The 24362-nt window shown below is 73.1% G+C and carries 11 protein-coding genes; 5 read left to right on the top strand and 6 right to left on the bottom strand.

Translation table 11 applies throughout. The annotated features are described in order from the left end of the window. Window positions 1-52: 52 nt before the first annotated feature. Complete coding sequence (locus tag ACTMTF_RS32415; protein ID WP_441114094.1) at window positions 53-3259, bottom strand: efflux RND transporter permease subunit; 3207 nt, start codon at window positions 3257-3259, stop codon at window positions 53-55. A 109-nt stretch (window positions 3260-3368) separates the two neighbouring features. On the opposite strand from ACTMTF_RS32415, the gene ACTMTF_RS32420 reads away from it, so the two are divergent. Continuing rightward, window positions 3369-3815: a MarR family winged helix-turn-helix transcriptional regulator gene (locus ACTMTF_RS32420; RefSeq protein WP_441114095.1), complete on the top strand. Its 447-nt coding sequence runs from the start codon at window positions 3369-3371 to the stop codon at window positions 3813-3815. A 6-nt stretch (window positions 3816-3821) separates the two neighbouring features. On the opposite strand, the gene ACTMTF_RS32425 is transcribed toward ACTMTF_RS32420, so the two are convergent. Beyond that, window positions 3822-6104, bottom strand: coding sequence for a HelD family protein (locus ACTMTF_RS32425; RefSeq protein ID WP_441114096.1), 2283 nt, complete (start codon window positions 6102-6104; stop codon window positions 3822-3824). Window positions 6105-6228: 124 nt separating this feature from the next. On the opposite strand from ACTMTF_RS32425, the gene ACTMTF_RS32430 reads away from it, so the two are divergent. From ACTMTF_RS32430 to ACTMTF_RS32445, 4 genes are all read left to right on the top strand, one after another. Further along, the gene (locus ACTMTF_RS32430) at window positions 6229-6990 is read left to right on the top strand and encodes an SDR family NAD(P)-dependent oxidoreductase (protein WP_441114097.1); all 762 of its coding nucleotides are present in this window, start codon (window positions 6229-6231) and stop codon (window positions 6988-6990) included. Between the two features lie 120 nt (window positions 6991-7110). Then, complete coding sequence (locus ACTMTF_RS32435; protein WP_441114098.1) at window positions 7111-7707, top strand: helix-turn-helix domain-containing protein; 597 nt, start codon at window positions 7111-7113, stop codon at window positions 7705-7707. Between the two features lie 7 nt (window positions 7708-7714). Further along, window positions 7715-8254 (top strand): dihydrofolate reductase family protein, encoded by a 540-nt coding sequence (locus ACTMTF_RS32440; protein WP_397014800.1) that lies wholly within the window; start codon window positions 7715-7717, stop codon window positions 8252-8254. A 70-nt stretch (window positions 8255-8324) separates the two neighbouring features. After that, on the top strand, window positions 8325-9362 hold the full coding sequence (locus ACTMTF_RS32445; protein ID WP_441114099.1) for an LLM class F420-dependent oxidoreductase: 1038 nt from the start codon (window positions 8325-8327) through the stop codon (window positions 9360-9362). On the opposite strand, the gene ACTMTF_RS32450 is transcribed toward ACTMTF_RS32445, so the two are convergent. Genes ACTMTF_RS32450 through ACTMTF_RS32465 form a run of 4 tightly spaced genes read right to left on the bottom strand, consistent with a single transcriptional unit; the run spans window position 9352 to window position 24353 of the window. Next, window positions 9352-10620: an MFS transporter gene (locus tag ACTMTF_RS32450; RefSeq protein WP_397014796.1), complete on the bottom strand. Its 1269-nt coding sequence runs from the start codon at window positions 10618-10620 to the stop codon at window positions 9352-9354. The genes ACTMTF_RS32445 and ACTMTF_RS32450 overlap by 11 nt on opposite strands. Continuing rightward, a complete protein-coding gene (locus ACTMTF_RS32455) occupies window positions 10598-14488 on the bottom strand; it encodes an amino acid adenylation domain-containing protein (protein WP_441114100.1) in 3891 nt (1296 codons plus the stop codon). Before ACTMTF_RS32455 ends, ACTMTF_RS32450 begins: the two co-directional genes overlap by 23 nt. Continuing rightward, complete coding sequence (locus ACTMTF_RS32460) at window positions 14485-21108, bottom strand: amino acid adenylation domain-containing protein (protein WP_441114101.1); 6624 nt, start codon at window positions 21106-21108, stop codon at window positions 14485-14487. Before ACTMTF_RS32460 ends, ACTMTF_RS32455 begins: the two co-directional genes overlap by 4 nt. Further along, the gene (locus ACTMTF_RS32465) at window positions 21105-24353 is read right to left on the bottom strand and encodes a non-ribosomal peptide synthetase (protein ID WP_441114102.1); all 3249 of its coding nucleotides are present in this window, start codon (window positions 24351-24353) and stop codon (window positions 21105-21107) included. Before ACTMTF_RS32465 ends, ACTMTF_RS32460 begins: the two co-directional genes overlap by 4 nt. Window positions 24354-24362: the final 9 nt, after the last annotated feature.

Below are 24362 nucleotides of genomic sequence, written 5' to 3' on the forward strand. Positions count from 1 at the left end.
TCCGCCCGTACGACACGCAGGTCGCACGGGCGGACAACCCTCCTTCAGGGGCTCACGACGTCGGCGTCAGCACCTTGCTCTCGGTCTTGGCCGGGGCGGGGGTGCGGCGCAGCCGCTCCTTGCCCCGCTCGACCATCGTGTAGAGCGTCGGCACCAGAACGAGCGTCAGCAGCGTCGAGGTGACCAGGCCGCCGATCACCACGATCGCCAGCGGCTGGGAGATGAACCCGCCCGAGCCGGTCACGCCGAGCGCCATCGGCGTCAGGGCGAAGATGGTCGCGATGGCGGTCATCAGGATCGGCCGCAGCCTGCGGCGGCCGCCTTCGATCACCGCCTCCACGATCCCCATCCCCTGGTCCCGATACTGGTTGATCAGGTCGATCAGCACGATCGCGTTCGTCACCACGATGCCGATCAGCATGAGCATGCCGATCAGCGCGGGGACGCCCATCGCCGTGTCCGTCGCCACCAGCAGGCCCACCGCGCCGGTCGCCGCGAACGGGATCGACACCAGCAGGATGAGCGGCTGCACGAAGCTCCGGAACGTCGCCACCATGATCATGAACACGATCGCGATGGCGGCCAGCATCGCCATGCCAAGGTCCGCGAAGGCGTCCTCCTGGTCGGCGGACGCGCCACCGATCTCGTACGACGAGCCCGCGGCCAGGCCCAGCCCGTCCAGCTTGGTGGTCAGGGCCTGGGTCACGCTGCCCAGGTCGGCGGCGGACGCCTTGGCCGACACCGTCGCGGAGCGTTCGCCGTCGATCCTGGTGATCTGGGTGGGACCGGCGACCTCCTCGACGTCGGCGACCGTGGACAGCTTCACCATGCCCGCGGCGGTCGCCAGCTCCAGGTCCTCGACCGCCTTGACGTTCTCCGGCGCGTCGTCGCCGCGCAGCACCAGGTCACTGGCCCGGCCGTCCAGGGTGAGCTCGCCCAGCGGCGCGCCGCGGAACGCCTGCGCCACCGCCTGGCCGATCCGCGCCTCCGACAGCCCGCGCTCGGCGGCTTCCTCCCGGTCGACGCGGACCTCGATGCGCGGGGCGCTGTTCTCCAGGTTGGACGCCACGTCCCGCAGCCCGGTCACCTGGCCCATCGCCCCGGTGACCGCGTCGGCGGCAGCGCGCAGCGCGTCGGCGTCGGGCGCCCGCACGATCACGTCCACCGTGTCGCTGGAGAACCCGCCGCCGCCGGCGGCTCCGACGGTGACCTCGCCGATCCCGGACAGGGTGGCGAGCTTGTCGCGGAGCTCCTGCTCCACCTGGGGCGTCTCGGCGCCCTCCTTGATCGTCACGGAGTAGGACGCCCGGTCGGCGCCGCCGCCGCTGCCGCCCATCATGGCGTCGCCGCCGCCCACGTTCACCTGGTAGGACTCCACCGCGTCCAGCTCCGCCAGGGCGTCCTCGACCTTGGCGGCGGCCTTGTCGGTGGTCTCCAGGTCGCTGCCGACGGGCATCCGCTGGCTGAGCGAGATCGTGTTCTGCCCGGAGGAGTCCAGGAAGTTGGTCCGCAGGCCGCCCGCCAGCACGAGTGTGCCGACCATCACCGCCACGCCGATCAGCACCGTCACCAGCTTGAACCGGGTGGCGAAGCGCAGCACCGGCAGGTAGGCGCGCTGCAGGGGGCTGCGCAGTTCCTTGGCCTCGGCGGCCTCACGCTGGGCGCGGGCCTGCTCCGGGGTCAGGTCGGGCGCCTTGAGGAACCAGTACGCCATCACCGGCACCACGGTCAGCGACACCACCAGCGAGGCGATCAGCGCGACCGCGACGGTGATCGCGAACGGGCTGAACAGCTCGCCCACCATGCCGCCCACGATGGCGATCGGCGCGAACACCGCGACCGTGGTCAGCGTGGACGCCGTCACCGCGCCCGACACCTCGCGCACACCGGCCAGGATGGCGGACTGCTTGGCCTCGCCGTAGCTGAGATGGCGTTTGATGTTCTCCAGCACCACGATGGAGTCGTCCACCACCCGCCCGACCGCGATCGTGAGCGCGCCGAGCGTCAGCATGTTGAGCGAGTGGTCGCCCACCCACAGCACGATCAGCGCGATCACCACCGACAGCGGGATGGACACCGCGGTCACCAGCGTGGAGCGCACCGACAGCAGGAACACCAGGATGACCAGCACCGCGAAGGCCAGGCCGAGCAGTCCTTCGGTGGTGAGACTCTCGATCGACTCCTCCACGTACGGGGCCTGGTCGAAGACGACCTCCACCGCCTTGTCGGAGCTGTCGCCGAGCGCCCGGCCGAGCTCCGGCAGCTTCTCGGTGACCTCGTGCGAGATCGCCACCGCGTTGCCGTCGGGCGCCATCGTCACCGACACGCCGAGGCTCGTCTTGCCGTCGGTGCGGGTGATCGTGCTGGCCTCGGCCAGGCCACGCTCCACCGTGGCCACGTCGCCCAGTTTGACCGGCTTGAGCGGCTTGGGCTTGACCACCGGCTGCGCCTGCGCCTGCGGCTGGCCGGGGCGGGCCTGCTGCGGCTGCTGTTGAGGCTGGGCCTGCGGCTGGGGCTGGGCGGGTGTCAGGTAGAGGTCGCGCAGGTCGGTGAGCGAGTCGACCCGGGCGCCCACCTGCACCGTCAGGGACTTGCCGTCGTCGACCAGCGCGCCGGCCGGGATGGGCGTGCCGTTGGCCTTCAGCACCTCGGGGATCTGTGCCGGCGACACCCCGGCCCGCGCCATCTTCTTCACGTCGGGGGTGATCGTCACGACCTCGTCGCGGGTGCCGGTGACCTGGACCTCCCGCACCCCCTCGATGGCCTGCAGCTCAGGCACCATGATCGTGCGCAACTCGTCGGCCATGGCGCGCGGATCGCCGCCGTCGCCCACGGCCAGCACCAGCACCGGGATGTCGTCGGTGTTACCCGCGACCACCTGCGGCTCGACGTTGGCCGGCAACTGACCCTGGATCCGGGACACCGCCTGCTGCATCTTGTTCAGCGACGCCTCGATGTCGGTGCCGAAAGCGAAGGCCACCTGGATCTGTGCCAGGCCCTCCTTCGAGGTCGACGTCATCGTCTCCATGCCGTCCAGGCCCTGGAAAGAGTCCTCGATCGGCTTGGTGACCTGCTCTTCCACGATGTCCGGCGAGGCGCCGGGGAACGACGCCACCACAAATGCGCCCGGGAAGGACAGGGAAGGCAGCAACTGCTGCTTGAGCTGCGGGATCGTGAACGCGCCGAAGGCGGTGAGCACGAGCGAGAGCAAGATCACAAGGCTGCGATTAGCGAGGCTTAACCGGGCGAGTGCGGTCATCGGCGTCCCTTCAAGATATGTGCCCCAGAGACTAACACTTAGCCTTGAACGAATTATTAGGTAGAAGTGACTTTCCTGATAACCTTCTCAGGAAAGCGAAGAGGTGCAAGTGAACGACGAACGTGAAGAGCTGATCCGGCGGATCATCGACAACCAGCGTGGCCTCGTCCGGGCCTTCGCCCAGCACCAGTCCCCCCTGTTCGCCTCCAACCTGACGATGCGCCAGCTCAAGGTCGTCTTGCTGGTGTCGGTCAACGGCTCGGCCACCGGCCAGGACCTGTCCCACCATCTCGGCGTCGCGCTCGGCACCGTGACCGGCATCGTGGACCGGCTGGTCGCCCACGGCCTCGTCAGCCGGCATGAGGACCCTCAGGACCGCCGGGTGCGCCGGGTCGAGCTCACCGAGGCCGGCACGAAGCTCATCGATCAGATCAACGACGCCGGCCTGCAGCAGTATCAGGCGGTCATGGCCTATCTCGACACCGAGATGCTCCGCTGCCTGAACAAGGTCACCGACCGGCTGCGCGAGGTCGCCAGGGATCTGTACGCGGAGTGACCGCCTTTACAAAGTAGATTCAAGGCGGACGAGCGGCGCGGGCAGATCGCCCTCGTGGACCACCGTCAGCCGCCGGGTCGCCCGGGTGATCGCCACGTACAGATCCCGCGTCCCCATCGGCGACTGCGCGACGATCCCCGCCGGATCCACCACCACGACCCCGTCGAACTCCAGTCCCTTGGCCTGCGTCACCGTCAGCGCCACCACCCGCGCGTCCAGGTCGCCGTCCGGGAACAGCGCCGCGACCTGCCCGTACCGGACGTCGGAGGTCACCACGCCGACCCGGCCCTCGCCGATCGCCGCCAGCTCCCGCGCCACGATGCCGGGCAGCCCCGCCACGTCCGAACGGACCGCGCGCGGCGCGGCCTCCCCCTCCCGCACCGACTCCGGCGGCCGCAGCCCCGGATCGATCGCCCGCAGGACGTCCGCCGCCACGCGCATGATCTCGGCCGGGGTCCGGTAGTTCACCTCCAGCCGCTCCTGGCGCCAGCGGCCCTCCAGGTAGGGATCGAGCACCTCGCCCCACGATCGGGCGCCCGCCGCCGAGCCCGTCTGCGCGATGTCGCCCACCACCGTCAGCGACTTGGCCGGCACCCGGCGCATGACCAGCCGCCAGGCCATCGCCGACAGCTCCTGCGCCTCGTCGACGATCACGTGCCCGTACGCCCACGTCCGGTCGCGCGCGGCCCGGTCCGCGGTGCTCAGGTCGTCACCGTCGCCGGCGTGCCGCTCGGCCAGCACGTCCGCCCGCTGGAAGATGCCCTCCTCCGCCAGACCCGTCGACCGCAGCACCTCCGCGGCGTACAGCTCCTGCTCCTGCCAGTCCTCCTGCCGCCGCCTGCCCGCCTCCCGCTCGGCCGAGTCGTCCTCCCCCAGCAGCTCGGCGGCCTCGTCCAGCAGCGGCACGTCGTCCACGGTCCACGCGGCGCCCGCCGGTCGCACCAGCGCCCGCCAGTCCAGCCCCGGCGGTGACACCGCGCGCAGCGTCTCCGGCGAGGCCAGCAGCCACGAGACCAGCCCCTGCGGCGTCAGCTCCGGCCACAGCTCGTCGAGCGCCCGGCGCACCTCCGGCTCCGCCCACAACCGCCGGCCGTTCAGCCGCAGGTCGACCTCGTCCAGCTCACCCTCCAGATCCAGCGGCCCGGCCAGCTCCGGGTCCTCCAGCTCCATCTCGTCCAGCCGCAGCGAGGCCTCCAGCGCCCGCGCCTCGGCCAGGGCCAGCTCCTTGAGCATCTCCAGGACGTACAGCTTGCGCGCCATGTTGTGCGGCAGGCGCACCGCCTGCGCGCGCGCCCGCAACCTCGCGCACACCTCGTACGGCACCCGCAGCGTGAGCCCGTCGGTCACCACCTCCAGGTCGCCCTCGGGCACCCGCTGCCGCTCCCGCACCGCCGCGGCCACCACGCCGGCCATCCGGGCGTCACCCTTGACCACCGCGACGCGCGGCTCGTCGTCGGCGGTGGCGCGCACCCCCGGGAACAGCTCGCCGAGCGTCGCCATCACCACCTGCGTCTCCCCGAGCGCGGGCAGCACCTGGCTGATGTAGCGCAGGAACATCGCGTTCGGGCCCACCACCAGCACGCCGCGGCGTTCCAGGGTGGCGCGGTGGGTGTAGAGCAGGTAGGCGGCGCGGTGCAGGGCCGCCACCGTCTTGCCGGTGCCGGGGCCGCCCTGCACCACCAGGGCTCCCTGCATCGAGGCGCGGATCACCCGGTCCTGCTCGGTCTGAATGGTGGCCACGACGTCGCCCATCCGGCCCGTCCTGCCCCGGCGCAGCGCCGCCAGCAGCGCCGCCTCGCCCACCAGGGTGCGGCGGTCGCCGTCGCTCATCCCCGTCAGGTCGAACACCTCGTCGTCCAGCCCCACCACCCGGCGGTCCCTGGTGTGCAGGTGACGGCGGCGCAGCACCGCGCCGGGGTCGGTGGCCGTGGCGACGTAGAAGGCGCGGGCGGCCGGCGCGCGCCAGTCGATCAGCACCGACTCGTGCTCGTCGTCACGCAGCCCGATCCGGCCAACGTAGATCGTCCGGCCCGAGCTGTCGTCGATCCTGCCGAAGCACAGCCCGCGTTCGACGGCGTGCAGCTGCGCCAGCCGCCTGGCCTGCTCCGACGCCATCACCTCGCGCTCCACCATCGCCTGGCGGGTGCCGATCGCGTCGCCCTGGCCGTGGACCTGGCGCAGCGTCGCCTGCGCGCGCGTCCTGGCCTGGTCGAGCCGGTCGTACAGCGCTGAGACGACACGCTGCTCGGTGTCAAGGGCTTCAGCAAGAGCATCTTGACGATTAGCCATTCGCTGGTATACTCCTAACGGGAGGACTGTCGAGACTGTCGCCTAGCGATAAGTTGTTCACTCTACTCGTCCGCGCGCTCCCCGAGCAAGGGTCGAGCGCGGTCCCGTGCTACCTTGACCGGTCGTGGCTGACTATCTTCGCGAGCTGTTCTCCCTCGCCGGCCGCCGCGCCCTCGTGACGGGCGGCAGCTCCGGCATCGGTCACCGCATCGCCGAGGCCCTCGGGCGGGCCGGCGCCGAAGTGGTGATCGTGGCACGCAGGAAGGCCGAGCTCGACCGGGCCGTCGACGGGCTCGGGCGGCACGGCGTGCGAGCCTCCAGCATCAGCGCCGACCTGGGCGACCGGCAGGCGGTCCAGCGGGTCTGCGAGACGGCCGGCCGGATCGACATCCTGGTCAACGACGCCGCCAACAACATCCGCAAGCCCATGGCGGAGCTCACCACCGACGACTACGAGCAGACCATCGCGGTCAACCTCACCGCCCCCTACCTGCTCGGCCAGCACTTCGGCCCGCGCATGGCCGAACGCGGCTGGGGCCGCATCATCAACATCGGCTCCCAGCAGACCGTGAGCGCCTTCGGCGACAGCGGCGTGTACGGCGCCGCCAAGGCCGCCCTCGGCGGGCTGACCCGCTCACAGGCCGAGGCCTGGTCGCCGCGCGGCGTGTGCGTCAACACGATCATCCCCGGCTTCGTGCTCACCCCGCTCACCGAGCCCGCCCAGGCCGTGCCCGGCCGCGTCGAGCAACTCGCCGCCCGCCACATGGTCGGCCGCAACGGGGTGCCGGAGGACTTCGCCGGAGCCGCCGTCTTCCTGGCGAGCGAGGCCAGCGCGTTCGTCACCGGGCAGATGCTGTTCGTGGACGGCGGCTTCTTCGTGCACTGAGAAGGGCACGCCTTTACAAAGTAGATCACCTTAGGGTGATTGATAAATGTACGGTCATTTACAAACGGGTCGACCTCCGGGTACGTTAGCGAACGTCCGTTCACGAATGGGGGTTCCAGCGTGGCCAGACCGCGCACCACCAGCGACGAGGCGATCCTGGGGGCCGCCGCGCGGGCGATCGGGCGGCACGGACCGCAGGGTCTCACGCTGGCCGCGGTCGCCCAGGAGGCGGGGCTGGCGCCCGCCACGCTGGTGCAGCGGTTCGGCTCCAAACGGGGGCTGCTGCTCGCGCTCGCCGCGCACGCCGAGCAGACCGTGCACGTCCCGTTCGCACGGGCCCGGCAGGAGCATCCCTCGCCCCTCGCGGCACTGCACGCCGCGCTCGCCGGTCTGTCGGCCGGCGCGTCCACGCCCGAACAGCTCGCCGGCAGCCTCGGCTTCCTGCGGCTGGACGTGACCGATCCGGAGTTCCGGGCGCACGCGGCCGCCCACGCCCTGCGCACCCGCGAGGAGATCGCCGCCCTGCTCGGCGACGCGGTCGCGGCGGGCGAGCTGACCCCGGCCACCGGCGTCGCGGCGCTGGCCCGCGCCGTTCAGACCACCTACAACGGCGTGCTCATCCTGTGGGCGCTGACCGGTGAGGACACCCTCGCCGCCACCCTGCGCCATGACCTCGACCAGACGCTGCGCCCCTACCGGGCCGGCGCCGGGAAGTGAGACGACCATGACGGTTACGGCACCGTTCACCGCCTCGGTGTTCATCGGCACCAGCCTCGACGGCTTCATCGCCCGGCTCGACGGCGACCTCGAATGGCTCACCAGCCGGGGCGAGGCCGCCGGCGACGACCTCGGCTACCAGGAGTTCATCAGCGGCATCGACGCCATCGTGATGGGCCGGGGCACCTACGAGGCCGGCCTGACCTTCGACACCTGGCCGTACGAAGGCATGCGGGTGGCCGTGCTCAGCACGCGCCTGGAGCCCGGCGCGGACCCGCGCGTCACTGTCTACCGCGACCTCGACCGGCTCGTCGAAGGGCTGGCCGGGCACGGCGTCAAGCGCGTCTACGCCGACGGCGGCCAGGTGATCCGGTCGTTCCTGCGGGCGGGGCTGATCCACGACCTCACCATCACCACGGTCCCCGTCCTGCTGGGCACCGGCCTGCCGCTGTTCGGCCCGCTCGACGGCGACATCTCGCTCACCCACCGGTTCACCCAGGTGTTCGGCGCCGGCGTCGTCCAGTCCACCTACACCGTCGGCTCCTGACGCGCGAACCCCTGGATTTGGTGGACATTCTGCGGGAAAGTGGCAAGATCCCGGCGTTGAGGAGGCGGCTGTGCGGCTCGGATTCAGCATTGGCACCCTGGGGCCGGTGGCGGCCACCCATGAGGCCCAGTTGAAGCTCGTGCGTGAGGCCGAACGGCTGGGCTACGACTCGGTGTGGGCCTCGGAGGGTTACGGGGTGGATCCGGTCACGACGATGGCGTGGCTGGCGGCCGGCACCGAGCGCATCGGCCTGGGCACGGGGGTGCTGCAGGTGACGGGCCGGACCGCGATCTCCGCGGCGATGGCCGCCGCCACCGTCGACCGGGTGTCGGGCGGCCGGTTCCTGCTCGGGCTCGGCACGTCCGGGCCGCAGGTGGCCGAGGGCTGGCACGGGCACCGCTACGAGCGGCCGCTGGCCCATCTGCGCGACTACGTGAGCGTGGTGCGGACCGCGCTGGACGGGCGGCCGGTCGAGCACGACGGGCCCGAGATCGTGCTGCCGCTGCCCGGCAGCCGCGGCAAGGCGCTGAGCATGACGGTCTCACCGGTGCGCAAGCCCCTGCCCGTCCACCTGGCGGCCATGGGGCCGAAGGCGGTCGAGCTGGCCGGGGAGATCGCCGACGGATGGCTGCCCATCCACTTCCCGCCCGAGCACCTGGCCGACACGATGGAGCACCTGCGGGCCGGAGCCGCCCGAGCCGGGCGGGACGTGGCGCGGGTGGAGGTGTCGCCCATGGTGATGGCCATGGTGGACGACGACGCCGACTACGCCCGCGACCTCATCCGGCCGATGCTGGCCCTCTATCTGGGCGGCATGGGCAGCCGGGGGGTGAACTTCTACAACCGGCTGGCCCATCGGCTCGGCTTCGGCCCGGCCGCGACCCGCGTACAGGACGCCTATTTCGACGGCGACCTGGGTGAGGCCGTGGAGGAGCTGCCCGACGACCTGGTCGACGCCCTGTCCCTGTGCGGCACCCCCGAGCGGGTCCGCGAGCGGCTCGCCGCCTACCGCAAGGCGGGCGCGACCAGGCTGATCGTCGGGCTCAACGCGCCCACCGTGGACGACCGCGCCGAGCAGCTGGGCTGGCTGGCCGAGCTCAGCTCGTGACCGGCGCCTGAGGCATTTCGCGCAGCTTCGGGATCGGCGACATCGCGAGCACGATCATCGGCACCACCGCGCCGATCACCGCCGCGACCAGGACCACCGGCCACATCCCCACCGCCTGGCCGAGCAGCCCGGCGACCAGGGCGCCCAGCGGCGCGGGCACCAGCCCCATCGCCCAGATGGTGGCGATCACCCGGCCGACGAGCTCACGCGGCGTCGCCGACTGCAGCACCGTGATGTTGTTGACCACGAAGATCTGCGTGCACAGGCCGACGAGCAGCTGGGACACGGCCAGGACGCCGATCGCCAGCCACAGCGGGCCACCCGCGAGCGGCACCAGGATGAGCGCGCTGTTGCCGATGACCGTCGACCAGAACATGGTGGGGCCCGGCCCCGCCCGCTTCATCAGCCGCACCGACAGCCACGCGCCCGCGATCGCGCCGACGCCGCCGACGGCCAGCACGGCCCCGACCCAGCCGGCCGGCACGCCGGCGCCGTCGATCACGTACGGGATGTAGAGGGTCTGCAGGATGCCGATGTCGAAGAAGGAGTACACGGCGCTGGCGATGGCCAGCGGGCGGATGATCGGCTGCGACATGACGAAGCCGAACCCCTGCCGGATGGCCGCGATCATGGTGCCGCCGTCGTCGGGCGGCGGCGGGTCCTCCCGCTTGCGGATGGAGATCAGGCACAGCGCCGACAGCACGTAGCTGACCGCGTCCACCAGGATGACCAGCGGCGCCGAGCGGGTGGCGATGAGCACGCCGGCCAGGCTGGGGCCGACCGCCTTGGAGACCGAGTCGCTGAGCTGCAGCTTGCTGTTGCCGTCGCCGAGCTGCTCCGGCGGCACCAGGATCGGCAGGTAGGAGCGGTAGGCGATCTCGAACAGCACCCCGGCCACGCCCATCGCGAACACGACCACGTACAGCCACCACAGCGTCAGCATGTCCATCACGAACAGCACCGGCACGGTGGCGAGCATGAACGCGCGGAAGACGTCGCTCCAGATGAGGACCGGGCGGCGGCGCATCCGGTCCACCCAGACGCCCACGACGAAGAACAGCACCATGGGCAGCCTGGCCAGCGCGCCGAGCACGCCCATCTCGGCGACGGAGGCGTTCAGCCACAGGTAGGCCACGATCGGCATGGCCAGCACGGTGACCTGGGAGCCGACCAGGGACAGGCTCTCGCCGGACCACAGTTTGAGGAAGTCGCGGTTCCTCCAGAGGCCGGCGGGTTCAGTCGTGGGGGGTGAGGCCATGGTCGACGCTGCTCCTCAACTCGGCGGCCGCCAGGGCGACCCTCGGTTCGTACATGACGGTGAAACGTTCGCCGTGGATGGGCGAGATGCGCAGCCGTCCGGTGACGACGTCGCGCCAGCCCATGTCGTCGGGTTCGACGCCTTCGGCGGTGGGGGAGAACAGCAGGACGTCGCCGTCGTACGGCGCGTGCTGGTAGTGGCCGACGGCGTGCGCGTTGGCGCGGAAGACCTCGACGAAGCGGCGGGCCTGACGCAGGTCGGCGGTGTCGGGCTGCAGCTTGTCGGCGCGGGCGGCGGCGTCGATCACGGCGAGCAGCCGCTCGTCGGGGTCCATCTGGTGCAGGTCGTCCAGGTTCACCTGCACCTGGCCGCCGGCCAGCGCGTGCATGAGCAGGACCGCGTCGTCCTCCAGCGAGGCGCGCAGCACCGGCTCGGCGGCGTCGGAGTAGAACAGGACGACGAGCGGCACCTGCTCGCCCATCGCGCGCAGCCGCCGGGCGGTCTCCAGGGCGATGTTGCCGCCGATGCAGTAGCCGCCGAGCACGTACGGGCCGTGCGGGCGGACGCGCAGCAGGTGGGCGGTGTAGTCGTCGACCATCTCGGCCAGGGTCGCGTGCGGCCGCTCGCCGGGGGCCAGGCCCGCCGCCTGCACGGCGTAGACCGGCTGGTCGGCGCCGAGGTGGCGGGTCAGCGGCAGGTAGCGGAAGACCTGGCCGCCGAGCGCGTGGAACAGGAAGATCGGGGTGCGCTCACCGGCGGGACGCAGGGGCACGATGCGCTGGGGGGCGCCGTCGTTGTCCTGCGGGCGGCGCAGCTCGACGGCGAGCCGGGCGACTGTCGGCGCGGTGAGCACGGTGGACAGCGGCACGTCGCGGCCCAGCTCCTTGCGCAGCCGCATGGTCAGGCGCAGCGCGAGCAGGGAGTGGCCGCCGAGGGCGAAGAAGTCGTCGTGGACGCTGACGGCGTCGACGCCGAGCGTCTCCTCCCACAGGGTGGCCAGCTTGGCCTCGAACGGGTCGCGGGGCGGCAGGTAGGGGGCGCGGCCGGCGTCGCCCGGGTCGGGGAGCGCGGCGCGGTCGAGCTTGCCGTTGGCGGTCACGGGCAGCGCGTCGAGCCGTACCCAGGTGGCCGGGACCATGGGGTCGGGCAGCTGCCTGCGCAGCGCCGGAGCCAGATCGGGCAGGTCCTCGCCGTCGGGGACGACGTAGCCGACCAGGCGTTCGCCGCGCAGGACGACGACGGCCGCGCGGACGGCGGGGTGGGCGGCGAGCAGCGCCTCGATCTCGCCGAGCTCCACCCGCTGGCCGCGGATCTTCACCTGGAAGTCGGTCCGGCCCAGGTACTGCACCTCGCCGCCGGGCAGCCAGCGGGCCACGTCGCCGGTGCGGTAGAGGCGAGCGCCGGGCGGGCCGTACGGGTCGGGGACGAACCGGTCGGCGGTGAGCGCGGGCCGGTTGACGTAGCCGCGGGCGAGCTGGACGCCGCCGAGGCACAGCTCGCCGGGTGTGCCGACGGGGACCCGGCGGCCGTCGGCGTCGAGGATCTCCAGGCGGGTGTTGGCGACCGGCGCGCCGATCGGCACGAGGCTCTCGCCGGCCGCGCACGCGTGCCAGGTGACGTCGACCGCCGCCTCGGTCGGCCCGTACAGGTTGTGCAGCTCGGTGCCGGGGAGCCGCTCGTGGAAGCGGGCGGCGAGTTCGGCGCTGAGCGCCTCGCCGGAGCACAGGACGCGGGTCGTCGCCGGCAGGGCGGGCTCGTCGAGGAAGAGCTCCAGCATGGACGGCACGAAGTGCATGGTGCTGACGCGCTGCGCGGTGGCCAGGGCGGCCAGGCGGGCGCCGTCGCGGTGCGCGCCGGGCTCGGCGACGACCAGCCCGGCCCCGGTCATCAGCGGCCAGAACAGCTCCCACACCGACACGTCGAACGACAGCGGCGTCTTGTGCATGACGCGCTCGCCGCTGGTCAGCCGGAAGGTGTCCTGCATCCACCGCAGCCGGTTGACGATCGCCCGGTGGGAGACGCCGACGCCCTTGGGCCGCCCGGTGGAGCCCGACGTGAAGATCACGTACGCGAGCGAGTCCGGATGGACGCGCGGCGCCGCGGCGGCCTGCGGCGCGGGGCCCCCAGCAGGCAGCACGATGGGGAGCACGACGGTCAGCGCGACGCCGTCCGGCAGCACCGCCGCCCCGGCCGCGCCGGTGAGGACGACGCGCGCCCGCGCCTCCTCGATCATGTACGCGAGCCGCTCCGGCGGCAGTTCGGGCTCCAGCGGCAGGTAGGCGGCGCCGGCGCCGAGCACGCCGAGCAGGGCGGGCAGCAGGTCGGGGCCGCGTTCCAGGCAGACGCCGACGACGTCGCCGGGGGCGGTGCCCGCGGCCAGCAGCCGGGCGGTGACCGCCCGGGCGCGTGCCGCCAGCTCTCGGTAGCTGAGCCAGGTGCCGTCGTAGCAGACGGCGGGCGCGGTCGGGGTGCGCCCGGCCTGCTCGGCGATCAGCTCGTGCAGGGTGGCGGCCGGATACGGGCGGGCGGTGGCGTTCCAGCCCTCGATGGCCGCGGTGTCACCGGTCAGGTAGGGGGCGGTGTCCCGGGGGTCGGCGCCGGTGTCGGCGGCCAGCCGCAGCGCCGTCGCGTACAGCTCACCGGCGCGGGCGATCTGCTCAGCGCCGAACTGGCCGCGGTCGTAGGTGATGGTCAGGTCGAAGCCGCCGTGCTCGCGAGAGCGGGTGAACCCGGCGGCGAACGGCAGGTCCGTCTGCTCGAAGAAGTCCTGCTCCACGATGTCGATGCCGGGCATGCCCCGGTAGACGTGGAAGTCGCGGAAGTCGAACAGCACGTCGAGCAGCGGCGAGCGGCCGGCGGCCCGCTGGATCTCGAACAGCGGATACTGCCGGTGCGGCAGCAGCGCCACCTCGGCGTCGAACACCCGCCGCACCAGGTCCGCCCAGGTCGGGGCGGCCACGTCGACGCGCAGCGGGACGGTGTTCAGGAACAGGCCGAGCACCTCCTCGCCCGCCTCGCTCTCCGGGCGGCTGTGCGTGACCAGGCCGGTCATCACCTCGCTCTCGCCGGTGAGCAGGGCCAGGACGCGCAGGTGGGCGGCGAGCAGCACGGTGCGCAGCGGCACCTTCAGCTGCCTGGCCGCCTCCTCCACCGGTCCCAGCTCCATCGGCAGGCGCAGCACCTCGACGCCCTCGCCGCCGGCGTGGCCGGGCAGGCGTGGCAGGCGGGTGTCGGGGGCGTCGGCCACCTGGGCGTGCCAGAAGTCACGGGCCTCGGCGGATGCGACGGCGGCCCGCTCGGTGGCGACCAGCTCCCTGAAGGCGGCGCCGGGCGGCTCGACGGGGAGCGGCTCCCCGGCCAGGTGCCCGTGGTAGCGGCGGAAGAGCTCGGTGACCAGCGCGGCCACGCTCCACCCGTCCAGGATGGCGTGGTGGAAGCTCAGGCTGAAGGCGAACAGGTCTCCCGGCAGCAGGTGCACGTGCGCGCGGGCCAGCGGCGGCGTCCCCCAGTCGAACGGCCGCCGCTTCTCCCCCTCCGCCCACTGCGCCACCTGGTCGCGAGCCGCCGGGTCGGCCGAGAGGTCCGTCACCTCCAGCGGCAGCACCGCCGAACGGTGCACGAACTGCAGCGGCTCGCTGTACCCCGTCAGGTCCATCGACGTGCGCAGCACCGGATGCCGGGCGGTCACCTCCGCCAGCGCCGCCGCGAAGGCCTCCCGCTCGAACCGGCCGCGCAGCGTCATCGTGGTCAGGTCGTGGTAGGTGGTCGCGTCCGGCTCGTAGGCGCTGTGGTAGAGCATGCCTGCCTGCAGCGCGGCCAGAGGATAGGCGTCCTCCAGATCGCGTGCGGCTCCCGTCGTCACTGTCATCGCTTCTCGCCTTCCAGCATTCGTGCCAGATCCTCGGGGTTGAGCAGGCCGAACGCCGCGGGCGCCGCCTCGGGGCGTTCGGCTGCTTGGGCGGGCAGGAGCTGTCCGGCGAGCTCCCTGACGGTCTGGTGGAGGAAGAGCTGCTCGAGCCGCACGGCGTAACCGGCCTCGCGCAGGCGGGCGACCACCTTGAGGCTGCGGATGGAGTCGCCGCCGACGGCGAAGAAGTTGTCGTGCGCCGAGACGCGGTCCATCCCGAGGACGCCGCGCCAGGCGGCGGCGACGGCCAGCTCGGCGGCGCCTTCAGGCTCGGCGTGCGCCGCCGCCTCCGGCGCCTGGGGGTCCGGCAGGGCGTTGCGGTCCAGCTTGCCGCTGCGGTTGAGCGGCAGCGCGTCCAGGAGGGTCCACGCTCTGGGGATCATGTGGTCCGGCAGCCTGTCGCGCAGCAGCCCGGCCCAGTCGGTCCCGCCCGGGACGCCCTCGGTCGCCCCCGCCTCGGCCCGGCCTCCGGACAGCGCGCCTTCTTCGGCAACCCCGTGACCGCCGGACACGGCCGCCTTCTCCGGGACCACGTAACCGGCCAGGCGGAGCCCCGCGCCGTCCTGGACCGCGCGTACGGCGGCGGCGCGCACGCCCGGCAGGGAGGCCAGGGCCGCCTCGATCTCGCCGAGCTCGACCCGCATGCCGCGGATCTTGACCTGGTGGTCGGACCGGCCGAGATACTCGATCTCGCCGTCGGGCCGCCACCGGGCCAGGTCACCGGTGTTGTACAACCGCCCGCCGGGCGGGCCGTGCGGGTCGGGGACGAACCGCTCGGCGGTCAGCCCCGGCCGGCCCGCGTACCCCCGGGCGAGCTGCACACCGCCGATCCACAGATCGCCCGGCACTCCGATCGGCACGCGGTTCAGCCGCTCGTCGAGGACCTCCAGCCGGGTGTTGGCGACCGGCCGCCCGATCGGGACCACGCCTTCGCCGGGCCGGCACGCGTGCCAGGAGACGTCGACCGCCGCCTCCGTCGGACCGTACAGGTTGTGCAGCCCCGCGCGGGGCAGCGCGGCCGCGAACCGTTCCGCCAGGTCGGCGCCGAGCGCCTCGCCCGAGCAGATCACGGTACGGAGCCCGCCGGGCCGCTCCCCCGGGCCGGGCTCGGCGAGGAAGGCGTCCAGCATGGACGGCACGAAGTGCACCGTGGTGACCGCCTCGGCGTCGATGAGGCGGGTCAGGTAGGCGGGGTCGGCCTGGCCGCCGGGCCGTGCCACGACCAGGCCGGCGCCCGTCATGAACGGCCAGAACAGCTCCCACACCGACACGTCGAAGGAGAAGGGCGTCTTGTGCAGCACCCGGTCGTCCGTGGTCAACCGGAAGGCGTCCTGCATCCAGCGCAGCCTGTTGACGATCGCGCGATGGGAGACTCCCACGCCCTTGGGCCTGCCGGTGGAGCCCGAGGTGAAGATCACGTACGCGAGCGAGTCCGGATGGATCGGGACGCCGAGCGGTGCGGGCTCCTCGGCGTCGACGGCCTCGGCGTCGCGGTCGAGCAGCACGGCGGTGACCCCGTCCGGGAGCCGCGCCGCGTGCCGGCCGGTCGAGACGGCCAGCCGTGCGCCCGCGTCGGCCAGCATGCCCGCCAGCCGGTCGGCCGGGTGATCCGGCTCCAGCGGCAGGTAGGCCGCGCCGGCGGCGACCACCGCGTGCACCGCGACGACCAGCTCCGGCCCCCGCTCCAGGCACACCCCAACCACCTGGTCCGGCCCCGCGCCGAGCGCCCGCAGCCGCCTGGCCAGGCGGTTCACCCTGGCGGTGAACTCCCCGTAGGTGAGCCACTCGCTGGCCCCCCGCGGGGTCTGGAACCCCAGCGCGGGCGCGGACGGGCTCCGCAACGCCTGCTCGGCCACCAGCGCGGGCAGCGTCGCGAACTCCTGACCGTCGGGGGCCGTCTCGCTCGCCGGGGCGATGCCTCCTGGGCCGGTGACCGGGTGCGCGGAGGCGGTGGTCGTGTCGTTCGCATGCAGGATGGTGGCCAGCTCGGCGGGGGTGAGGAGGGGGACGTCGGTCACCGGCCGCTCGGGGTCCGCCACCGCCGCGGACAGGAACGCGCGGAAGTGATCGGCGAATCGCTCCATCCGATCGTGCTCGAACAGGTCGGTCGCGTAGTGCAGCACGCCCGCGAGCCGCTCCCCGGCCTCCTCGATCACCAGGTGCAGGTCCGCCTGGGTGACGCCCGGGTCGATGTCCAGCGTGCGCAGCCCGATCCCCGCCACGTCCGGCGGTGACGGCGGCACGTTCTGGTAGGCGAGCATCACCTGGAACAGCGGGTTCCTGGTCAGGTCGCGCTCTTCGGCGAGCTCCTGCACCAGCACCTCGAACGGCAGCTCGGCATGGTCCTGCGCGTCCAGCACCCGATCACGGGTACGGTGCAGCAACTCGGCGAAGCTCGGCTCGCCGGACAGGTCGCCGCGAAGGACGAGCGTGTTGAGGAAGAGACCCGCCATCTCCTCCACCTCCGGATGCGCCCGGCCGGACACCGGCGTGCCGACCGGGATGTCACGCCGCCCGGTGTAGCGGGCGAGCACCGCCTGGAACGCCGCCAGCAGCACCATGAACGGCGTCACCTGCAGCTCCAGCGCGCGGGCGCGCACGGCGGCCACGGTCTCCGCGTCGATCGTGAACGTCAGCCGCCGCCCCGCCAGGCTCGCCCGCCCCTGCCGGTGCCGGTCGGCGGGCAGGTCCAGCGTCGCGGGCGCGTCGGCGAGCGCGTCCTTCCAGTACGCCAGATCGGCCGCCCGGCCGGACACCCGCTCCCGGTGCCAGACGGCGAAGTCCCGGTACCCGGCCGCCAGTGCGGGCAGCGTGGCCGGGGTGCCGGTGAGCCGGGCCCGGTAGAGCTCCATCAGGTCGCGCAGCAGGATCGACAGGCTCCACCGGTCGGCGATCACATGGTGCAGGGTGAGGAACAGGTCATGCTCGTCCGGCCCCGTGCGCACGAGCAGCGCCCGCACGAGCGGCCCTTCCCCCAGCTCGAACCGGCGGCGCGCCTCCTCCCGTCCGATCGCCGCAGCCGCGGCCGGGCCCCCGGCCGGCGGTGAGCTGGAGAGATCGCGCACGGACAGCCGGGCCCGGTGCGAGCCCTCCCGCAGCCGTGGCTCGCCGTCGTGACCCACGATGACCAGGCGCAGGGCTTCGTGCCGGGCCACCAGCGCGTCGAACGCGGCGGCCATCGCGTCCAGGTCCAGGGGCCCGGTCAGGTGCTCGGCCCAGGCCACGTTGTAGGCGGGGTTGCCGGGGTCGAGCTGGTCCAGGAACCACAGGCGGGCCTGCGCGTGTGAGGGCGGCACCTCTCCATCCGTCCTGGCGGCCCCGGCAGGTCCGGCGGTCCGGTGGGTCTCGGTCCCGGCGGTCATGCGCTGGGCCAGTCCCGCGATCGTCGGGGTTTCGAAGCACTGGCGCAGTGACACCTCGGCGCCGGCCGTCTCCCTGAGCCTGACCACGAGCCGCATGGCGAGCAGGGAGTGGCCTCCCAGGGTGAAGAAGTCGTCCTCGATGCCGATGTCGTCGCGTTGGAGGAGCTCGGTCCAGATGGCGTGCAGGGCGCGTTCCGCCGGGGTCCGAGGCGGGTGCAGGCGGGGTCCTCCGGTGCCCGGCTTCGGGGGTGGCGGCAGGGCGGCGCGGTTCAGCTTGCCGCTCGGCAGCACCGGGAAGTCGTCCACCAGCACGAACGCGGCCGGGATCATCGCCTCCGGCAACCTCGCCCGGAGGTGAGCGCGCAGCACACCGGCGGCATGCTCGTGAGCAGGACCGGCCTCCGCGTCGGAGGCGTCGTCCCCCGCCGGCACCACGTAGGCGACCAAACCGCGCCCGCCGGGCGCGTCCTCCCGCACGGCCACCACCGCACGCCCGACCAGCGGATGTTCCCCCAGCACGGCGGCGACCTCGTCCAGCTCGATCCGCACCCCGCGAACCTTCACCTGATCGTCCAGCCGCCCCAGATACTCCAGCGACCCGCCCGCGCTCCACCGGACCAGGTCTCCGGTCCGATACAACCGGCCGCCTTCACCGCCGAACGGATCCGGCACGAACCGCTCGGCCGTGAGCCCGGCCCGGCCGTGGTAGCCGCGCGTCACCCCCGCACCGCCCAGGAGCAACTCCCCCGGCACCCCGACCGGCACCGGGCGAAGCTCCCTGTCCACCACGTACGCCGCGGTGTTGGCCACCGGTGTGCCGATGGAGCCGCCGGCGCCGCCGGTGACCTGGAGCCGGGTGGACCAGACGGTGGTCTCCGTCGGGCCGTACAGGTCCCAGAGCTCGCCGGTCACCTTCAGCAGGCGGGCGGCGAGTGGGCCGGGCAGTGCCTCGCCCGTGCTGACCACGCGGGGGACGCTGCCGTGGGCGAGGGCGGGCAGCAGGCTCTCCAGCACCGAAGGCGTGGCCTGGAGGGTGTGCAGGTCGCCGTGCCGGATGAGGTGGTGGAGACGGTCGACGTCGGCCGTGGAGGCGATCACGACGGTCCCGCCGGTGACCAGGGGGCCGTAGATCTCGATCATGGCGATGTCGAAGGACACGGAGGTCAGGAACAGGTAGCGGGCGCCAGGAGCGAGACCCGGACGGATCCGTACGTCCCAGAGCAGGCTGACCAGACCGCGGTGCGGCACCACCACCCCCTTGGGGCGGCCGGTGGAGCCGGAGGTGTAGATGAGGTACGCCGCCTGGTCAGGGTGGAAGGTCGCCGCCGAGCCGTCTTCCCGCAGGTCAGGGTGCTTGGGGTGGAGGGCGTCGAGGAGGAACACCGGAGGGTGGCTCGAGAGCCGGTCGGTGAAGGAGGTGACGGTGATCACCAGGAGGGCGGCGGAGTCGGTGAGGATCTGGGCCAGGCGCTCGGGCGGGTAGCCCGGGTCCAGGGGGACGTAGCAGCCTCCGGCCTTGAGGACGGCGAGCAGCGCCACCGGCAGGCCGAGGTCGCGGGGCAGGCAGACCCCGACGCGGGTCTCCCGGCCGACGCCGAGCCGCCGGAGCCGGTGCGCCAGGGCGGTGGCGCGGGATTCGAGCTCGGCGTAGGTCAGGGTGGAGCCGTCCGGGCCTTCGACCGCCACCGCGGACGGGGTGCGGGCGGCCTGGTCGGCGACGAGTTCGTGGACGCCTCTGCCGGGATGGGCGGCCTTGGTGTCGTTCCAGGTGCGCAGTGTGCGGTGGAGTTCGCCGGCGTCCATGAGCGGCAGGCGTGACAGGGGCAGGGCCGGTTCGGCGACGGCGGCGGCGAGCAGGGTGCGCAGGTGGGCGGCCAGGCGTTCCATGCGGTCGTCGTCGAACAGGTCGGTGGCGTAGTCGAGGACGCACAGCAGTCCGCCGTCGGGGCGTTCTTCGACGATGAGGTCCAGGTCGAACATGGCGGTGCCGGGGCGGACGTCCAGGCGTTCGAGGCGGAGGCCGCGGGAATCGCCCGGCAGGGCCGGGGTGCTCTGGTAGGCGATCATGACCTGGAAGAGCGGGTTGCGGGACAGGTCCCGGCCGGTGGCCAGGTCGTCGACCAGGGTCTCGAACGGCACGCCGGCGTGGTCGAAGGCGGCCAGCACCCGTTCCCTGGTGCGCCGTACCAGCTCGGTGAAGGGAGGGTCGCCCGACAGGTCGCCGCGCAGGACGACGGTGTTGAGGAAGAGGCCGACCGTCCGGTCGAGGGAGGGGTGCGGCCGGGCGGACATCGGGGTGCCGAGGGGGATGTCGGGCTGGCCGGTGTAGCGGGCGAGCAGCGCCTGGAGGCCGGCGACGAGCACCATGAACGTGGTGGCGCGCTGGCCGGCGGCGAGCTCGCGCAGGCCGTCGGCGAGCCGCTTGTCCAGGTCGAACAGCAGCCGCCTGCCCTCGTTGGCCCGTGCGGGTGGCCGTGGCCGGTCGGCGGGCAGGTCGAGCACGTCCGGCAGGCCGTGGAGGGCCTGCCGCCAGTGGTCGAGGTCCTCCTGCGAGCTCTGTGGCCGTCCGGCCCGCCAGGCCACGTAGTCGGCGTAGGCGACGGGCACGGCGGCGAGCGGTTCGCCGGCGTGGAGCCGCAGCAGGTCCTCGAACAGGATCGCCACCGACCAGCGGTCGGCCAGGATGTGGTGGACCGTGAGGACCAGCAGGTGCTCCCCCGGGGCCAGATGGATCAGGCGGGCTCTGGTCAGGGGGCCCGCGCCCAGGTCGAAGCGGAAGCGCGCCTCGTCCCGGGCCACGGCGTCGGCTTCGGCGGCGGTCAGCGTCTCCACCCGCAGCGTGGGCCTGACGGGGCCGGGGAGCTGGCGTGGTTCACCGTCGCGGGCGTCGATCACGTACCCGAGGATCGGATGCCGCTCCACGAGCCTGTCGAAGGCCGCCGCGAGCGCGGCGGCGTCCAGGTCGCCTTCGATCTTGTACGCCCACGACAGCGTGTAGGCGGGGTTGCCCGGGTCGAGCTGGTCGACGAGCCAGAGGCGTCGCTGGGCGTCAGAGAGCGGCGCGGCGGTCTCCGACCGGCGGGGGACGGCCGGTGGGCCGTCGTCCCGGGGGCGAGGCGGGCGGCCGTTACCCGAGCGGGCGAGGCGGGCCTCCAGTGCGGCGCGCTGTTGCGGGCTGAGCCGGGCCAGCCGCTCGCGTACCCCGTCCACGTCGCTCACTGCTCATCCTCCAGGAATTCCAGCAGGTCGGCCTCAGTGAGGCTCTGTTCGAGCACGGCCAGGGCCTGCTCTTCGACGGTGGTGGCGTCGAAGCAGCGGCGCAGCGGCAGTTCCACGCCGAACTCGTCGGAGATGCGGCCGACGAGGCGGACGACGAGCAGGGAGTGGCCGCCGAGTGCGAAGAAGTCGTCGCTCGCCCCGACGCGTTCCCTGCCGAGGAGGTCGGCCCAGATGGCGGCCAGGGTCTCCTCCATCGGGGTGCGCGGCGGGACGTGTTCGGCCGCGGGGCCCGGCTCGGGTGGCGGGAGGGCGGCGCGGTTCAGCTTGCCGCTCGGCAGCACGGGGAAGTCGTCCACCAGCACGAACGCGGCCGGGATCATCGCCTCCGGCAACTTCCCCCTCAGATGAGCGCGCAGCACACCAGCCGCATGCTCGTGAGCAGGACCGACCTCCGCGTCGGAGGCGTCGCCCCCCGCCGGCACCACGTAGGCGACCAGGCCACGCCCGCCCGGCGCGTCCTCCCGCACCGCCACCACCGCACGCCCCACCAGCGGATGCTCCCCCAACACGGCCGCGACCTCATCCAGCTCGATCCGCACCCCGCGAACCTTCACCTGATCGTCCAGCCGCCCCAGATACTCCAGCGACCCGTCCGCGCACCACCGGACCAGGTCCCCCGTCCGATACAACCGGCCGCCTTCACCACCGAACGGATCCGGCACGAACCGCTCAGCCGTCAACCCCGCCCGGCCGTGGTAACCGCGCGTCACCCCCGCACCACCGAGCAGCAGCTCTCCGGCCACCCCCACGGGCACCGGACGCATCTCGCCGTCCACCACGTACGCCGTCGTGTTGGCCACCGGGGGGCCGATGAGCATCGTGGTCACGTCGTCCGGCACCCGGTGCGCGGTGGACCAGATGGTGGTCTCAGTCGGCCCGTAGAAGTTCCAGAGCTCCTTGGTGACCCGCAGCATCCGGCGGGCCACGTCGAGAGGGAGGGGTTCGCCGCCGAGGATGGCCCGGGGCAGCCCGGCGGGCAGGTGCTCGGCCGCCAGGCCGGCGACCGAGGGGGTGAGCTGGACGAGGTCGGCGTGCTCGGCGGCACGGCGGATCTCCTTGGGCGTCCGGGCGGCGTCCTCCGGGGCGAGCAGGAGGGTGCCGCCGGACAGCAACGGTGTGAAGATCTCCAAGGCGGCGATGTCGAAGGACAGCGACGTCATCAGCAGCGTGTCACCGCCGCCCAGGCGGCGGATCACGTCGGTGACCAGGTTGACGACGCCCCGATGCGGCACCTGCACGCCTTTCGGGCGGCCGGTGGAGCCGGAGGTGTAGATGAGGTAGGCCAGGTGATCCTGGCCGACGGAGGGGAGCAAGGGCTCCGGCGCAGGCGCGGGCGCGGGCGCCGGCCGGCCGGGCGGACCCTCGGGCGACGGCCGGTCGGCCAGGGGCTCGGACGACGGCCGACCGGGCGGGCGCTCGAACGGGGGCTGGTCGAGGAGCAGCTCGGGTGGCCGCCGGGCCGGCAGGCGGTCGCGATAGCTGGAGTCGCTGATCAGCAGGGCCGCGCGGGAGTCGTCCAGGATGTACGCCAGCCGCTCCTGCGGGTAGGCCGGATCGAGCGGCAGGTAGCAGGCGCCCGCGCGCAGCACGGCGAGCAACGCCACGATGAGGCCGGTGTCGCGCGGCAGGCATACCGCCACACAGGACTCCGGGCCCACGCCCAGCGCCGCCAGCCGCGCGGCCAGCGTCCGCGCCCTGGCGTCGAGCTCGGCGTAGGTCAGCGCCGCACCGTCCGCGCCGCCCATGCCGCCCATGCCGTCCGCCGCGCGTACCGCCACCGCGTCCGGGGTGCGTGCCGCCTGCTCGCCGACCAGCTCGTGCAGCGGCAGGTCAGGGTACGGCGCGGCGGTGTCGTTCCAGCCGGTCAGCATCTCCCGCAGTCGCTCCGGGCTCATCAACGGCAGCTCCGACAGCCGCGTCCGGGGCTCGGCGACGGCGGCGGCGAGGACGAGCTCGTAGGCTCCGGCCAGGCGGGCGATGGTGTCCTCGTCGAACAGGTCGGTGCTGTATTCGAGGTAGACGCCGGCTCCCTCGGCGGTCCTGACGACGTCCACGCTCAGGTCGAGCTGGGCGGTGCCGTTGGCGAACTGCCCGCGCGACTCCATCGGCAGCAGGTTGAAGCCCACCTGGTGCAGCGGCGTGCGGCTCGGGTCCCGTTCCGGCTGGAGCGCCTGCACGAGCTGGTCGAAGGGCACCTCCGCGTGGTCCAGGGCGTCGAGCACGGTGCCGCGCACGCGGCCGAGCAGTTCCTCGAACGGCGGGTCGCCGGTCAGGTCGGTGCGCAGCACCAGGGTGTTGACGAACATGCCGATCAGCGGCTCGAACTCGGGCAGGTCGCGCCCGGCCACCGGCGTGCCGACCGCGACGTCGTACTGGCCCGAGTACCGGGCGAGCAGCACCTTCAGCCCGGCCAGCAGCACCATGAACAGGGTGGCGCCGCGCTGCCTGCCCATGACTTCGAGGCGGTCGACCAGGTCGGCGGGCAGCGCCAGGTGGAATTCGGCGCCGTCGTGGCCGCGCGTGGCGGGCCTGGGGCGGTCGGTGGGCAGCCCGGCGTCGCGGGGCAGTCCGGCGAGCCGTTCGCGCCAGTGGACGAGCTGGTCGGTGAGCACCCCTTGGGCGAGGTGCGCACGCTGCCAGGCGGCGTAGTCGGCGTACTGGACGGGCAGGTCCGGCAGCCGGGGCGGGCGGCCCTCGCCGAGGGCCGTGTGGAGCTCGCGCAGCTCGGTCGCGAAGTTGGTGCCGGAGCGGGCGTCGAACACGGCGTGGTGGACGACGAACACGAGCCGCTGCCCGCCGCCGGGCATCCGCACCAGGTGCGCCCGCCACAGCGGCGGCCGGTCGAGGACGAACGGCCGCCTGGCCTCGGCGACGGCCAGCGCCCGGTACTCCCACTCGGCGTCCTCGGGCGGCAGGTGCCGCAGGTCGGTGCTGGGGAGGGTGACCGGCAGGTCGACGTGCACGACCTGGACGAGGGCTCCGTCCTCGATCGTCAGGGCGGTACGCAGCGTCTCGTGCCGCCTGACCAGCTCCCGCAGCGCCTGCGCGCACCGGTCGGGATCACCCTGCCCGGGCAGCTCGATCATGGCGTTGACGTGGTGCGCGGGCGCGTCGGGGTCGAGCCGGGCAAGGAACCACAGGCGTTCCTGCGCGAACGACGCCGGTAAGACGTACGTGCCGGTCACGGGCCGCTC

Origin of the sequence: Nonomuraea sp. ZG12 (genome assembly GCF_052068115.1) — a bacterium.
GTDB lineage: Bacteria > Actinomycetota > Actinomycetes > Streptosporangiales > Streptosporangiaceae > Nonomuraea.